Here is a 13,752-nt window from a genome sequence, read left to right on the forward strand (position 1 = left end):
TCAGGGCCGCCGGCGCCGATCGCGTCGACGGGCGGCCAGCGCACCGAGGAGCGCACCGAGCCAGAGGGCGGCGAGCCAGATCGCGAGGCCGGTGGCGTAGTCGCGGTCCTGCAGGCCGGGGTTGGGCGGGGCGGGACGCGGCCGCCACACCAGCGGGACGGCGATCAGCAGCAGGATCGCGCTCACCGTGAGGGCGCGCACCAGCCAGGTGCGGTAGGTGGGGTGCCGGACCAGCCGCCGCGCGGCGAGGCCGGTGAGCAGCACGAGCGGGGCGACGACCAGGTCGTGCAGGAGCGGCCCGGCGACGAGCCAGGTCCAGGCGGTGGGCAGCCGCGGCCAGAGCAGCCAGGCGCCGTAGCCGGCGAGGCCGGCACCGGTCGCCGCGAGCAGCGTACGGGCGGTCCTCACGGCTGGACCTCCAGCCGGGTGACCCATTTCGTCTGCAGTACGCCGGGCCGGCTGGGCGCGATGACGCGGCAGGGGTAGCCGTGGTCGGGGCTGAGGGTCTGACCGTTGACCCGCAGGGCCAGCAGGGTCAGCGGGTCGGCGACGTGGGCCGGGGGCAGCAGGCTGGTCGCGTAGAGCCCGGCACGCTCCAATGAGGACACCCGGACCGGCCGGTCGGTGCGGGCGCCGGCCGCCACGAGCAGGTCGCGGACCGGCACGCCGGTCCACTCCGCCGTGGCGCTCCAGCCTTCCACGCAGGCGATCGGGAGCCGCGCCGTACGCTGGTCGAGCGCGGCCAGCTCGGCGAGGGTGAACGCGGCGCTCCCGCCCGGCCAGGCGACGGTGAGCCGCCAGCCCTCCGGCACCTGGACGCCGGCCGCGGCGGCGGTGCGGTTGACCGGCAGCCCCTGCGGCCCGCCGGGCGAACGCCAGGCCAGCACGGAGATCCGGCGCAGCACGGGTACGGTGACGCCGGCGGTGGCGAGCACGGCCGCGCCGGTCGCCAGCCACGTGGTCCGCAGGAAGGCGCGCCGTTCGGCGTCGGCGCGTTCGCCCCAGCCGGCGCGGATCCGGGGCAGCTTCACTGCGATGTGGACGACGAGGGCGCCGGCGGCGACCCAGCCGGCGGCGTAGTGGGTCTCGACGAAGAAGAACCGCCAGGGGTACGACTGGGCGACGTTGAACAGCCCGCTGGCGAGCTCGAAGAACGCGGCACAGACCAGTACCAGGATCGACAGCCGTTCGAGCGCGTCGGCCAGCAGCCGCGTCGGCCGCTCGAACAGTCGCGGGTACACGGCCCAGAGCTTCGCCAGCAGCAGCGGGATCGCCGCGATGCCGGAGAGGACGTGCACGCCCTGCGTGACGCGGTACAGGCTGACCGGCCGGGTGGGCCAGACGAACCAGCCCGGCGGGTGCTGGGCGGCGTGGCTGGCCAGCCCGGTGAGGAAGCAGAGCCCGAACGCGATGCCCAGCCACAGGCCGATCCGGGCGGAGACGGCCGGCGCGTGCACCGGCGAGCGGAAGAGCTTCACGGCCGCGCCAGCTCGGCGAACCAGCGGCCGTCGTGTTCGCTGACCGCTCGTAAGGTGAGTCCGGCGCGGGCCGCGACGGGTCCGACCGCCTCGACGCCGACCCGGGCCCAGGCGAACGCGGGCCCGGGCAGGAGCCGGGCGCTGCCGCGCCACAGGCCGGCACCCGGGGCGTCCACCTCGACGAGCACCGTGCCGCCCGGCCGCAGCACCTGCGCGCAGCGGCGCAGCAGCGCGACCGGGTCGCCGCCGATGCCGATGTTGCCGTCGAGGAGCAGGGCGTGGGCCCAGCGGCCTTCGCCGGGCAGCGGGGCGAACACGCTGCGGCGCAGGGCGGCGGCGCCCCGGCGGCGGGCCAGGCGTACGGCCGCGGGGCAGGTGTCGATGCCGAGGGCGACGAGGCCGCGGCTGGCGAGCTCGGCGGCGGCCCGGCCGGGTCCGCAGCCGACGTCGAGCGCCGGGCCGGCGCAGCGGTCGAGCAGCGTACGGAGGGAGGGCTCGGCCGGCCCGTGCCAGCGACCGAGCGGGAGGCGGACCCGCTCGCCGCGCTCGTCGACGAGCCAGGTGGCCGGCCGTGCCGCGTACGCGGTGGCGAAGGCGGTCATCGCGGCACCGCCGCCGCGCAGCCTGCGACCGCCGCCGCGAACCGGCCGTCCGGCGCGAGCCCGGCGACCGCCTCCGCGTCGCGCCAGGTGTCCACATCGGTCAGTGCCGGCGCCTCGGCCACGCGCAGGCCGCGTTCCACCAGCGCGGCGCGGGTCAGCCGCCCGGTGTCCGGTGTGGACATCGGGACGCCGGTGAGCGCGGGCGCGTACGACGGCGTACGCAGCCCCAGCAGCCACCACCCGCCGTCGGTGGCGGGGCCGAGGACCGCGTCCACATCGGAGAGTTGTTCGGCCGCGGCGGCCAGCAGGTCCGGGGTGACCTGGGGGGTGTCCATGCCGATCTGCAGCACCGGCCCGCCACCGGCGATCGCGGCGGCGCCGGCGTGCGCGAGCGCGAGCCGCTCGGCCAGGCCCTCGCCGCGCTGCGGGATCAGCCGCCACCCGGCCAGGGCGGCCCGGATCTCGCCCGACCGTTCGGCGGCGCGCAGCCGGCCGGCGTACGCGAGCACGGGTGTGGCGCCGGGCGTGGCCCGGACCGCGGCGAGCGTGTCGAGCAGCGCCGCCGCCGCGACCGCGGCCGCCTGCCGGGGCGTGGCCGGCGGGCAGAGCCGGGTCTTGGCCAGCCCCGGCACCGGCGCCTTCGCCACCACGAGCAGGACGGTCATCGCAGCACCCCGGCCATGTCGCGGGCGGCGCGCAGGGTGCCGCGTACCGAACCGGACACTTTGGAGCGTGTGCCGGCCGCCCGCGCGTGGTAGGGGACGTCCACCTCGGCGATCCGCCACCCCGCCGCGCCGGCCCGCAGCAGGAGCTCGAGCGGGTACCCGAAGGCCCGGTCGGCGATCCCCAGGCCGAGCAGGTCGGCCCGCCGCCCGGCCCGGATCGGCGCGATGTCCCGCACCGGTACCCCCCGGCGGCGCAGCAGTGCGGCGAGCAGCGCGTTGCCGGCGCGGGCGTGCCACGGCCACACGCCGCGCCCGGCCGGCACCCGGCGCCCGACCGCCAGGTCGGCGTCGCCGTCCCGCACCAGCGCCGCCAGCCGCGGCAGCGTACGCGGGTCGAGCGAGCCGTCCGCGTCGACGACGCAGACGATGTCCGCGGTGGCGGCCGCGAGGCCGGTGTGCACCGCGGCGCCGTAACCGCGCCGCGGCTCGTGCAGCACGAACGCGCCGAGCCCGGCGGCGACCCGCGGGGACCCGTCGGTCGACCCGTTGTCGACGACGATGGGGCGAAACCCGGGCGGCATCGCGGCGAGCACGCCGGGCAGCGCCGCCGCCTCGTCGAGGCAGGGCAGAACCACGTCCACTGGACCGTCCATGCCCGCACTGTAGGTCGCTAGTGGACGGTCCGGCCCTTACGGAATCCTTACCGGCGCCGCACTTCTTACGAACCGCTGACGGCTCTGGCCGGCGCCGCGCGCGGGACGGCGGTACCGGCTAGCGTGGGCCGCCACCATGAGCAGAAACAGTCGTGCGGACATCGTCGTCGTCGCGGTCGAGGCCGGGTTGCTGGCCGCCGCGATCGGGGTGGGCGCGGTGCTGAACGCGCGCGGCGTCCGGTTGTGGGCGGACGCGGCGCCCCTGTTCGCGGTATGGCGGCCGCATGCCGGTTGGGGCACCCCGCTGGCGGTCGCGCTCGCCGCTCTCGTGGTCTGGCGCGGCCCGGCGTTGGCCCGGCGCGCGCCCTGGCCGTGGCTGCTGGCGGCCGGCTACGCCGGTACGGTCGGCTGGATCCTGTCGCTGGCGATGGTCGACGGCTGGTCCGGCGGGCTGGCGCAGCGGCTCACACCCCAGGCGGAGTACCTCACCGAGGTCCCCCGGATCACCGACGTGGCGACCATGCTCGCCGGCTTCACCGACCGGATCGTGGATTTCCAGGCCGGTTCCTGGTCGACCCACACGGCCGGGCATCCCCCGGGCGCGCTGCTGGCCTTCGTCTGGCTCGACCGTGCCGGGCTCGGCGGTGGCGGGGCCGCCGCGCTGGCCTGCGTGCTGGTCGGGGCCACGGCGACGGTGAGCGTTCCGGCGGCGCTGCGGTGGCTGGGCGACGAGGGCGCCGCGCGGGCGGTCGTGCCGTTCCTCGTGCTGTTTCCCGGCGCCGTGTGGGTCGGCGCCTCGGCGGACGGCCTGTTCGCCGGCGTCGTCGCGGGCGGGCTGGCCCTTCTGGCCGCGCCCCGCTGGTGGTGCTGGCCGCTCGCCGGGCTGGCGCTGGGGTTCGCGCTCTACCTGTCGTACGGGTTCGTGCTCGTCGGGCCGCTCGCGCTGGCCGTCGTCGCGCTCCGCCGCCGGCACCGGGTCGCCGCCCTCACCACCGCCGGCGCCGCCGTGCTGGGCGTCGCGGTCGCGTTCACCGCCGCGGGATTCCGGTGGTGGGACGGGTACCGGCTGGTCGTCGAGCGCTACTACCAGGGCTGGGCGGCCGACCGCCCGTACGGGTACTGGGTCTGGGCGAACCTGGCCGCGCTGCTGCTGTGCGCCGGACCGGTACTGGGCCCCGCGCTCCGCCGTACCCTAGCGGAGGGTCGTGGGGCGGTGCGCTGGCTGCCGGTCGCGGCCGGCGCGGCGGTCCTCGCCGCGGACCTGTCCGGCCTGAGCAAGGCCGAGGTGGAGCGGATCTGGCTGCCGTTCGCGCTCTGGCTACTGGTGGCGACGGCCGCGCTGCCCGCCGCGCGGCGCCGCGCCTGGCTGCTCGCCCAGGCCGCCGTCGCGCTGGCCGTCAACCACCTGGTGTGGACCTGGTGGTGACCGGCCGCTCGCGGTCGGGGCGGCCCCGGACCCGGGCGGGCTCGCGCAGCGGCGCGGTGGCGAAGGCCGCCACGCCCTCCGTGAAGCCCGTCCCGGCGCGGAAGCCCAGCAGGCGCGCGGCCAGTTCCGGGGAGGCCACCACGTGCCGGACGTCGGCCGCCCGGGCCCCGCCGACCACCAGCGGCGCCGGGCCGCCCATCGCCTCGGCCAGCACGCGGGCCAGATCGCCGACCGTGTGCGGCTCGCCGGAGCAGACGTTGACCGCCGCGAACCCGGCCTCCGGCGCCGGCGCGTCCAGGGCCAGCAGGTTGGCCCGGGCCACGTCCGAGACGTGCACGAAGTCGCGGCGCTGCCGGCCGTCCTCCAGTACCCGGGGCGCGTGCCCGCGGGCCAGCGCCGACCGGAAGATCGACGCGACGCCGGCGTACGGCGTGTCCCGGGGCATCCGCGGGCCGTACACGTTGTGGTAGCGCAGCGCCCACACCGCGCCGCCGGTCTGCGCCGCCCACGCCGCCGCGTAGTGCTCCTGGGCGACCTTGCTGGCCGCGTAGAGGCTGCGCGGGCGGAGCGGCGCGTCCTCCGGCACCAGGCCGGGCTGGAGCGTCGCGCCGCAGCGCGGGCACGCCGGGTCGAACCGGCCGGCCGCGATGTCCGCCGGCTGGCGGGGCGCGGGCGGCACGATGCCGTGCGCCGGGCACGTGTACCGGCCTTCGCCGTAGACCACCATCGAGCTGGCGAGCACGAGCCGCGGTACCCGCGCGGCGTGCATGGCGGCCAGCAGCACCGCCGTGGCGTGGTCGTTGTGGCTGGCGTACCCGGGGGCGTCGGACGGGTCGAGGCCGTGCCCCACCATCGCCGCCTGGTGGCAGACCGCGTCGACGCCGCGCAGCAGCCGGGCGAGCAGGTCGCCGTCCCGGGCGTCACCGCGTACCAGCCGGTGCCGCGCGCACCAGGGCGGCGGCTCGTCGCCGTGCGCCTGCGGCAGCAGCGCGTCCAGCAGCAGCACCTCGTGACCGGCCCCGGCCAGGACGTCGGCGGCATGGGAGCCGACGAACCCGGCGCCGCCGGTGATCAGCACACGCACACCGCCACGGTAAGGGCGCGGCGAGCCGGAGCGGCCGTGCCGTAAGGCTTTCGAAATACCTTTCCGGACCCCGCCGGCTAGCCTGAGGACGATGGGACAACGGGTGCTCGTGGTCGACGACGACCCGACGATCAGCGACGTGGTCTGCCGCTACCTGCGGCGGGCCGGCTTCGACGTCAGCATGGCCGGCGACGGCGTGGCCGCCCTGGCCACCGTCGCCCGCGAGGCGCCCGACCTGGTGGTGCTCGACCTGATGCTGCCGGGGATCGACGGGCTCGAAGTGTGCCGGCGGCTGCGCACCCGCCCGGACGGCGTGCCGATCGTCATGCTCACCGCGCTCGGCGAGGAGGCCGACCGGGTGCTCGGGCTGCGGCTCGGCGCCGACGACTACGTCACCAAGCCGTTCTCGCCGCGCGAGCTGGTGCTCCGCGTGCAGTCGGTGCTGCGCCGGGCCGGTGCGGACTCCGCCCCCTCCGGCGCCCCGCTCGTCGACGGCGACCTGGCGGTCGACGAGGCCCGGCGGGTCGCGCGCCTGCGGGACGCCGAGCTCACCTTGACGGTACGGGAGTTCGACCTGCTCGCCTTCCTGATGCGCCACCCCGGCCAGGCCTTCCGCCGGGACGATCTGCTGGAACGGGTGTGGGGCTGGAACTTCGGCGACCAGTCCACTGTGACCGTCCACGTACGACGGTTGCGGGAGAAGGTCGAGGACGACCCGGCCGCCCCGCGCCGGATCGTCACCGTGTGGGGCGTCGGCTACCGGTACGAGCCGGCCGGATGACGTGCGCGACCTGCTGCTGATATTCGGTGCGGCGCTGGCCGGCGCGCTCGCGGTCGGCGGGCTCGGCGCGGCCGCGCTCCGGCTGCTGAGCGGCCGCACCATCATGGCCCACATCTGGGTGCTGATCGCGGTGACCGTCGGCAGCGTGACGGCCGGCGTCGTGGTCATCGCCCAGGCCATGTTCCTGTCCCCGCACGACCTGCAGGTGGTGCTGATCACCGTGGCCGCCGGCGCGGTGGTCAGCGTCGCGGTCAGCTGGCTGTTCGGGCGCCGGCTCGCCGCCGCCGCGATGTGGGCCGCGCAGGCCCGCGAGCGGGAACGGCGACTGGAGAAGGGCCGCCGCGACCTGGTCGCCTGGGTCTCGCACGACCTGCGCACCCCGCTCGCCGGGCTGCGGGCGATGGCGGAGGCCCTCGAAGACAAGGTGGTGCACGACCCGGCCACGGTCGCCGACTACCACCGGCGGATCCGGGTGGAGACCGACCGCATGACCCAGCTCGTCGACGACCTGTTCGAGCTGTCCCGGATCAACGCCGGCGCCCTGCGGCTGTCGCCGTCCACGGTGCCGCTCGGCGACGTGGTCTCGGACGCGGTCGCCGCCACCACGCCGATCGCCGACACCCGCCGGATCCGGTTGGTGACGGCCGAGTCGCGCTGGCCGGCCGTGCTGGCCAGCGAGCCGGAGCTGACCCGCGTGGTGGCCAACCTCCTGCTCAACGCCGTGCGGTACACCCCGGAGGACGGCACGGTGTGGGTCAGCGGCGGCAACGACCGCGACGGTGCCTGGCTCGCGGTCGCCGACACGTGCGGCGGCATCCCCGAGGCCGACCTGCCCCGGGTGTTCGACGTGGCGTTCCGGGGCGAGCGGGCCCGCACCCCGCGCCCCGTCGACGGGCCGGTCGGCGGGCTCGGGCTGGCGATCGTCCGCGGCCTGGTCGAGGCGCACGGCGGCCGGGTCGACGTGCACAACATCCCGAACGGCTGCCGCTTCGTCGTGCACCTGCCCGCCCCGGGCTCACGGTGATCGAAGCTCCCTTCAGGTCGTTCTAGCGACTTGAAGGGAGCTTCGATCACCGGCGGGACGCGCCGGACGCGCTAGCTGGCGACCAGCGTGGCGTAGTCGGCGGCGGTGGCCGGAGCCTCGGAGAGGGAACCGTCGGCGCGGGGTACGCCGACCGGCTGGCCGCCGCGGGTGAACGACACCGCGGTCAGGCCGGGCATGGCGGTCAGCGTGCAGACGATCTGGGCGAAGGCGAGGATCTGGTCGGTACGGCCGGTCTCGTCCAGGGCGGCGGTCAGGTCGACCGTGGCGTGGCCGCCGGCCAGCCGGACGCCGACGACGATGTCGTTGCCGAGCAGGGCGCTGGTGAGGCCGTCGCGCTTTTCGGCGTCGGTGGGGCCGGCGAGCAGGTCGTCGAGGAGCTCGTCGAGGGTGGGCTGCGCGTGGACGTTGCGGGTGACTGCGACGAGCTCGCTGCCGCGCACCAGGTACAGGCGTTCCGGTACGGCGCCGGCGCCCGGGTCGGCGTGCGGGGGTGTCTCGGTCGCCCAGGCGTGCGACACCCCGTTGGGCGGGTCGACCGCCCGCGGTACGTCCTCGGCCTGGACGCCGCAGCCGGCGACGGCGACCGCGAGCAGCGGCGCCAGCGCGGCGGCGCGGCGAGACCGGGGCGCCCGGCTCACGGTTCGGTCCTGGGCACCTCGACCCGGAAGCGGGCGCCGCCGCCGGGCCGGTCGGCCACCGTCACCCGCCCGCCGTGGGCGTTGGCGTGCCGGGCCACGAGGGCGAGGCCGAGACCGGTGCCGTCGCTGTCGCCGCGCGCGCTGGCGGCCCGGCCGCGCACGAACCGGTCGAAGATCGCCGTCCGGTCCTCCGGCCGGACGCCCGGGCCCTCGTCGTCCACTTCCAGGACGAAGGCGTCCGGTGTCTGGCCGAGGCGTACGGCGGTCGCACCGCCGCCGTGCCGGTCCGCGTTGTCGAGGAGGTTGCCCAGGATCTGGGTGAAGCGGCGCCGGTCGACCGGCCACGTCCCCGCGCCGTCGACCCGCACCAGGTCGGCCGGGAGCCCGCGGGCCTGGCACTCCTCGCGCGCCAGCTCGGCGACGTCGACCGGTGCGCGCTGTGCCGGCTGGTCGTCGCGGGCCAGCTCCAGCAGGTCGGTGACGAGCCGCTGGAACCGGGCCACCTCGTCGGAGAGGAGGGTGACCGCGGTCGCCGCCCGGTCGTCCAGCCGGGTCCGGTGCCGGTCCAGCACGCTCGTCGCGGCGGAGAGCGTCTGCAACGGCGAGCGCAGCTCGTGGCTGACGTCGGCGGCGAACCGGCGGTCCCGTTCCAGCCGGGTCGAGAGCTGGTCCACCATCTCGTTGAACGACGTCGTCAGCCGTTCCAGATCCGGCTCGGTCGCCGGGTCGAGGCGGGCGCTGAGGTCACCGGCGGTGATCTCGCGCGCGGCGGCGGTGACGGTGTCGAGCGGGCGCAGCACCCGGCGGGTCAGGTACCAGCCGAAGCCGGCCCCGGCCGCGGTGGTGCTCGCCGCGACCAGGGTGAGCACCAGGGCGAGGGTGCTCAGCGTCTGGTCGAGCTCGCGCATCGAGTCGATGACGTAGAAGCCGGACGACGAGGGCAGCGGAACGCCGACGACCACGGCGGGGCCGCTGTCGGTGTCGACCCGCTGCATGCCGAGCCTGCCCTGCTCGACGAGGCCTCGCAGGCCGGGCGGGATGGCGTCGGTCAGGCCGGCGTCCGCGGCCCGGGCGTACCACCGGCCGTCGCGGTGCAGCAGCGCGCGGCGGGTGCTGCCGGTGTTGAGGGTGCGAAGTATGCCGGGGATGTCGGGTCGTTCGGTGGCCAGGCCGGCGTGCACCACGCCCGCGTCCAGGTAGGCCGAGCGCAGGGCGCTGCGCTCCCGGCCGGCCATCAGCGCCTGGCTGGTGAAGCCGTAGGAGAGCGCGGCCATCGACGCGGACAGCGCGAAGGCGCCGGCGGCGAACGCGGCGGCGACCCGGGTGCGCAGGCCAGGACGCCTCATCGCTGCAGCTTGTAGCCCATGCCGCGGACCGTCACCAGGTGCCGCGGCGCGGCCGGGTCGTCCTCGATCTTCTGCCGCAGCCGCCCGATGTGCACGTCGACCAGGCGCTCGTCCCCGTACGCGTACTCCCAGACCCGCTCCAGCAGCTGGGCCCGGGACAGTACCCGACCGGGGTGCTCGGCCAGCTCGCACAGCAGCCGGAACTCGGTGCGGGTCACCGCCACCGGCTCGCCGCGCACGGCGACCTCGCCCGCTTCGGGGCGGATCTCCAGGTCGCCGAAGACCAGCGCGGTCACGGCGGCGACGCTGCTGGCCCGGGCCCGGCGGCGCAGTGCCCGCAGCCGCGCGGAGAGCTCCTTCACCGCCACCGGCTTGACCAGGTAGTCGTCGGCGCCGGCCTCCAGCGCGGCCACGATGTCGTGCGTGTCGTCGCGGGCGCTGACCACCACGATCGGCACGTCGTCGCGGGCACGCAGCTGCCGGATGCACTCGTAGCCGTCGACGCCGGGCAGCATCAGGTCGACCAGGACCGTGTCGGCCGGCGAGCGCCGCTGCTCCCGCAGCCCCTCCTCGGCCGTCGCCGTGCCCCGGACCGTGTACCCCTCGTCTTCCAGGCCGAGCGTCAACGACAGCCGGATCCGGTCGTCGTCTTCGATCAGCAGCACCTGCTCCATCACCAAATCATGCCCAGCCGCCCGCCCGCGGGCCGCCCGGGGCCGGTGGCACGAGCGGTTTGTCATGGGACTGTCATGAAACCGCGGAGGTACCGCCATGGGCCGGTCAGAGGCTGGACGGGCCGAGATCACCACGCCCACCCCCGGCGGTAGCCGCCGACACTTCCCATAGCGTTTTCGAGAACCGCTCCGGAAATGGCCGGCAGCGGTATATTGGCATTGCCACAAAAGACCGGACGCGCCAGCATCGTCCATTAGGGCAACGCTTCCGGATCAACGAATAAATGCAATTCTTGCTTAAGAAAAACACCATTTGACTTCCTTGCTGGACGGCTTTAGCGTCGGTGACGAATCAGTTCACTCGTTCTGACAGAGGTGATTCGCCGTGCCCGCCCCACGCCTTGCGGCCGTCCTCGCCGGCCTGGCACTCGCGCTGGCCGTGCCGGCGACCGCGGCCAGCGCGCAGCCCGCGGCGCCCGCACAGCTCGGCGCCACCGACCTCGCGCTGCTCAACGGGGTGCGGCTGGCCGGGCTGTGGGAGATGCCGGCCGGGCAGATGGCCGCCGAGCGGGGTGACGCACAACGGGTCCGCGAGGTCGGCGCGCAGATCGCCGCCGAGCACGCCGAGCTCGACCAGATCGTCGTCGACGCGGCCAACAAGCTCGGCGTGCAGCTGCCCACCAAGCCCAATGCGGACCAGCAGAAATGGCTCGACGAGATGCGCGGCGCCGCCTCCGACCGCGAATTCGACCGCATCTTCGTCCACCGCCTGCGGGCCGCACACGGCAAGATCTTCCCGGTCATCGGCGCGGTCCGCTCCGGCACCCGAAACGACACCGTCCGCCAGCTCGCCCAAGAGGCGAACAGGTTCGTGCTCAACCACCTCACCCTCCTGGAGAGCACCGGCCTGGTCCGCTACGCCGAGATGCCACCGGCCGCCCTCCCGGCCGACCAGCCAAAGGTCGACTCCCTCCAGGAGACCGCCCTCGCCCGCGCCGCCGCCGGCAGCGGCTTCAACGCCTCCGTCATCTGGGTGGTCGTCCTGGTCGCCCTCCTGCTCGGCATCGGCGGCACCTGGCGCCTCTTCAAGCCCCGCTGACCGCCGGCCCCCAGCCGTCGATCTAGAACGTTTAGGGCTGAAATAGCGCCCTAAACGTTCTAGATCCGTCGAAGGCGCGCGCACACGCCTCGGCTCCGGCGGGCAGCGCGCAAACCCGCGCGGAGCCGGCAGCGGAGGGCGGGGAAGTCGGCGAGCGCCAGCGAGCCGCCGGCCGGAGCGGTGCCCGCGGGAGCATACGGTCCGCGACTGGCACGGACCGGGGCGAATATGCCTGTGGAAACGTCACGCCCGACGGCGCCGCGGCTTTCCTAGCCGCTGGCCGGCCCGTCTCCGTCGGATGGGCGGAGGGCGTTGCACACGTCGACGATGCCGGGCGTCTGCCAGGCCAGGCCGCCGGCGACGGCCATCAGCTCGGCGGTGTCGACGCGGCCGGTGAGGATGGCGACGCCGTTCTGCACCTCGACGCAGATGCTCTGCGGGCGGGTCCGCCCGTCCCGGACCAGCCGCTCCACCACGCGGTCGGCGAGCACCTTGTCGTTGTCGCGGCGCGGCGCGGGGCGGCGGGACGGCCGGCCGGCGGGCTCGTCCTCCGGAAGCGGCCAGGGCGCCATCATGGCGCGCTCCCGACCGGCGCCGCCGGCAGCCGGGAAGCCGGCCGCTCCTCCGGCACGACGTGCGACATCTGCTCCACCCGGACAGCCTGGAGGCGCGATGTGGAGGTGCCCGCGCGGAATCATGACGGTCTGGTGACAACCGCGGGTCAGGCCCTAGTAGTGCTTTGTTAGGTCGGCGTGTCGTGGGGTCGTCGGGGTGGTGCGGGTAGTTTCATGCTTCGGTGACTCCGGATGAGCTTTCGGTTGTGCGGCAACGCCTGGAGGCGTTCGCGGCGGACGTGTTCACGCCCTTGGCCCGGTCTGACCAGCGGGTCAAGGGCGAGACGTATCTGCGGGGGCTGTTGCTGGACGGGCGGCGTAAGTCGATGCAGCCGATGGCGGCCCGGCTCGGCGTGGATCATCAGGGGCTGCAGCAGTTCGTGACCACGTCGACGTGGGACACCATGGCGGTGCGGGCGCGGCTGGCCGAGCGGGCGGTAGAGTTGATCGACCCGGTCGCGTGGGTGTTCGATGACACCGGGTTCCCGAAGGACGGCACCGGCTCGCCCGGGGTGGCCCGGCAGTACTCCGGCACCCTGGGCAAGGTCGCCAACTGCCAGATCGGGGTCAGCGTCCACGCGGTCACCGATACGGCGTCGTGCCCGCTGGACTGGCGGCTGTTCCTGCCGGAGTCCTGGGACGCCGCCAAGGCCGGACCGGCCGCGGTCAAGGCGGCCAAGGCCAAGCAGCGTAAGACGTTGACGAATGCACCGCGGGCCACCGCGTCTGTCGAACCGGCCGAGGTCGATGTTGATGCGGTCGCCGCTGCCGCGACCGAGACCGCGCGGCGGCGGCGCCGCAAGGCCGCGATTCCGGAGGATGAGGGCCACCGTCCGAAGTGGATACTGGCAATCGAGATGATCGACGGGCTCGCTGCACACGGATTGCGACCACCCCTGGTCACCGCCGACTCCGGCTACGGCGACAGCGGCCCGTTCCGGGCCGCGCTCGACGAACGCGGCATCCTCTACAGCGTCCAGGTCAAAGGCGAAACCCTCGCCCACCGGTCCGACGCGGAACCCGCGCCACCCACGTGGTCCGGGCACGGCCGCCCACCGACCCGCCCGGACTACCCCGACGACGCGGCCAGCATTGCCCGGCACGTGCTCGACGCCGGCCGCGATGCCGCGACCACGGTCACCTGGCGCGAAGGCAGCAAAGGCATCCTCAGCTCACAGTTCGTGTTCCTACGGGTCCGTCCGGCTGGGCACCGCATCCCCCGCAACCCCGACGGCAGCCTGCCCGAGCGGTGGCTGATCGCGGAATGGCCCGACGACGAGGCCGAACCGGTCACCTACTGGCTATCCAGCCAACCCGCCGACACCGACCCCGTCGACCTGATCCGCACCGCGAAGATCCGCTGGCGGATCGAACACGACTACCGCGAACTGAAAACCGGCCTCGGCCTGGACCACTTCGAAGGCCGCTCCTTCACCGGCTGGCACCGCCACGTCACCCTGGTCACCGCCGCGCACCTGTTCATCACCCTGCTGCGACACGACCCAAAAGCGGCTGCGCCGGCCTGACCCTCTACAAGGTCATCCGCGAGCTGCAATACCTCCTCGCGACCTGGACCGGCGCCTGCCCCACATGCCACCAAACCGTGAAACCCTTACACCACAACCAATCTCGAGTTACCTAACAAAG

General features: G+C 74.9%; 15 protein-coding genes. 5 read left to right on the forward strand and 10 right to left on the reverse strand.

Annotated elements, in window-relative coordinates; all coding sequences use genetic code 11:
* From RB614_RS42805 to RB614_RS42825, 5 genes are read right to left on the reverse strand one after another with little or no spacing between them, the layout of a single operon-like run.
* Entirely contained in the window at positions 1-408 is a 408-nt protein-coding gene (locus RB614_RS42805; protein ID WP_308718461.1) for a hypothetical protein, read from the reverse strand.
* Positions 405-1,478 (reverse strand): molybdopterin-dependent oxidoreductase, encoded by a 1,074-nt coding sequence (locus RB614_RS42810; RefSeq protein ID WP_308718462.1) that lies wholly within the window; start codon positions 1,476-1,478, stop codon positions 405-407. The genes RB614_RS42805 and RB614_RS42810 overlap by 4 nt, the downstream gene beginning before the upstream one ends.
* A complete protein-coding gene (locus tag RB614_RS42815; protein ID WP_308718463.1) occupies positions 1,475-2,080 on the reverse strand; it encodes a class I SAM-dependent methyltransferase in 606 nt (201 codons plus the stop codon). Before RB614_RS42815 ends, RB614_RS42810 begins: the two co-directional genes overlap by 4 nt.
* Positions 2,077-2,745 carry a TIGR04282 family arsenosugar biosynthesis glycosyltransferase gene (locus RB614_RS42820; RefSeq protein WP_308718464.1) on the reverse strand — a complete coding sequence of 223 codons (669 nt, stop codon included), beginning with the start codon at positions 2,743-2,745 and terminating at the stop codon, positions 2,077-2,079. The genes RB614_RS42815 and RB614_RS42820 overlap by 4 nt, the downstream gene beginning before the upstream one ends.
* Positions 2,742-3,398, reverse strand: a complete 657-nt coding sequence (locus RB614_RS42825) for a glycosyltransferase family 2 protein (protein ID WP_308718465.1) — start codon at positions 3,396-3,398, stop codon at positions 2,742-2,744. The genes RB614_RS42820 and RB614_RS42825 overlap by 4 nt, the downstream gene beginning before the upstream one ends.
* 136 nt (positions 3,399-3,534) lie before the next feature.
* Here RB614_RS42825 and RB614_RS42830 point away from each other — a divergent pair, with 136 nt between their 5' ends.
* Positions 3,535-4,824 carry a hypothetical protein gene (locus RB614_RS42830; RefSeq protein ID WP_308718466.1) on the forward strand — a complete coding sequence of 430 codons (1,290 nt, stop codon included), beginning with the start codon at positions 3,535-3,537 and terminating at the stop codon, positions 4,822-4,824.
* On the opposite strand, the gene RB614_RS42835 is transcribed toward RB614_RS42830, so the two are convergent.
* Positions 4,796-5,908 carry an NAD-dependent epimerase/dehydratase family protein gene (locus tag RB614_RS42835; protein WP_308718467.1) on the reverse strand — a complete coding sequence of 371 codons (1,113 nt, stop codon included), beginning with the start codon at positions 5,906-5,908 and terminating at the stop codon, positions 4,796-4,798. The two genes, RB614_RS42830 and RB614_RS42835, sit on opposite strands and share 29 nt — an antisense overlap.
* Before the next feature lie 91 nt (positions 5,909-5,999).
* Here RB614_RS42835 and RB614_RS42840 point away from each other — a divergent pair, with 91 nt between their 5' ends.
* On the forward strand, positions 6,000-6,689 hold the full coding sequence (locus RB614_RS42840; RefSeq protein WP_308718468.1) for a response regulator transcription factor: 690 nt from the start codon (positions 6,000-6,002) through the stop codon (positions 6,687-6,689).
* A gap of 1 nt (position 6,690) precedes the next feature.
* Positions 6,691-7,713 (forward strand): sensor histidine kinase, encoded by a 1,023-nt coding sequence (locus tag RB614_RS42845; RefSeq protein ID WP_308718469.1) that lies wholly within the window; start codon positions 6,691-6,693, stop codon positions 7,711-7,713.
* Positions 7,714-7,784: 71 nt separating this feature from the next.
* Here the strand turns inward: RB614_RS42845 and RB614_RS42850 are convergent, their stop codons facing one another.
* The 3 genes from RB614_RS42850 to RB614_RS42860 are packed head-to-tail and all read right to left on the reverse strand — an operon-like array spanning position 7,785 to position 10,392.
* Positions 7,785-8,372 (reverse strand): GerMN domain-containing protein, encoded by a 588-nt coding sequence (locus tag RB614_RS42850; RefSeq protein ID WP_308718470.1) that lies wholly within the window; start codon positions 8,370-8,372, stop codon positions 7,785-7,787.
* Positions 8,369-9,718: a HAMP domain-containing sensor histidine kinase gene (locus tag RB614_RS42855; RefSeq protein WP_308718471.1), complete on the reverse strand. Its 1,350-nt coding sequence runs from the start codon at positions 9,716-9,718 to the stop codon at positions 8,369-8,371. Before RB614_RS42855 ends, RB614_RS42850 begins: the two co-directional genes overlap by 4 nt.
* Positions 9,715-10,392 (reverse strand): response regulator transcription factor, encoded by a 678-nt coding sequence (locus tag RB614_RS42860; protein ID WP_308718472.1) that lies wholly within the window; start codon positions 10,390-10,392, stop codon positions 9,715-9,717. The genes RB614_RS42855 and RB614_RS42860 overlap by 4 nt, the downstream gene beginning before the upstream one ends.
* Positions 10,393-10,777: 385 nt before the next feature.
* On the opposite strand from RB614_RS42860, the gene RB614_RS42865 reads away from it, so the two are divergent.
* Positions 10,778-11,491 (forward strand): DUF4142 domain-containing protein, encoded by a 714-nt coding sequence (locus RB614_RS42865; protein ID WP_308718473.1) that lies wholly within the window; start codon positions 10,778-10,780, stop codon positions 11,489-11,491.
* A 269-nt stretch (positions 11,492-11,760) separates the two neighbouring features.
* Here the strand turns inward: RB614_RS42865 and RB614_RS42870 are convergent, their stop codons facing one another.
* Positions 11,761-12,066 (reverse strand): BON domain-containing protein, encoded by a 306-nt coding sequence (locus RB614_RS42870; protein WP_308718474.1) that lies wholly within the window; start codon positions 12,064-12,066, stop codon positions 11,761-11,763.
* A 221-nt stretch (positions 12,067-12,287) separates the two neighbouring features.
* On the opposite strand from RB614_RS42870, the gene RB614_RS42875 reads away from it, so the two are divergent.
* Positions 12,288-13,631 (forward strand): IS701 family transposase, encoded by a 1,344-nt coding sequence (locus RB614_RS42875; RefSeq protein ID WP_308714810.1) that lies wholly within the window; start codon positions 12,288-12,290, stop codon positions 13,629-13,631.
* Positions 13,632-13,752: the final 121 nt, after the last annotated feature.

This window comes from Phytohabitans maris, assembly GCF_031085175.1.
Taxonomy (GTDB): domain Bacteria; phylum Actinomycetota; class Actinomycetes; order Mycobacteriales; family Micromonosporaceae; genus Phytohabitans; species Phytohabitans maris.

Coding starts and splice junctions, on each gene's coding strand:
- RB614_RS42820 (WP_308718464.1), bottom strand. CDS start 2,745: ATGACCGTCCTGCTCGTGGTGGCGAAGGCGCCGGTGCCGGGGCTGGCC.
- RB614_RS42830 (WP_308718466.1), top strand. CDS start 3,535: ATGAGCAGAAACAGTCGTGCGGACATCGTCGTCGTCGCGGTCGAGGCC.
- RB614_RS42825 (WP_308718465.1), bottom strand. CDS start 3,398: ATGGACGGTCCAGTGGACGTGGTTCTGCCCTGCCTCGACGAGGCGGCG.
- RB614_RS42815 (WP_308718463.1), bottom strand. CDS start 2,080: ATGACCGCCTTCGCCACCGCGTACGCGGCACGGCCGGCCACCTGGCTC.
- RB614_RS42840 (WP_308718468.1), top strand. CDS start 6,000: ATGGGACAACGGGTGCTCGTGGTCGACGACGACCCGACGATCAGCGAC.
- RB614_RS42870 (WP_308718474.1), bottom strand. CDS start 12,066: ATGATGGCGCCCTGGCCGCTTCCGGAGGACGAGCCCGCCGGCCGGCCG.
- RB614_RS42855 (WP_308718471.1), bottom strand. CDS start 9,718: ATGAGGCGTCCTGGCCTGCGCACCCGGGTCGCCGCCGCGTTCGCCGCC.
- RB614_RS42860 (WP_308718472.1), bottom strand. CDS start 10,392: ATGGAGCAGGTGCTGCTGATCGAAGACGACGACCGGATCCGGCTGTCG.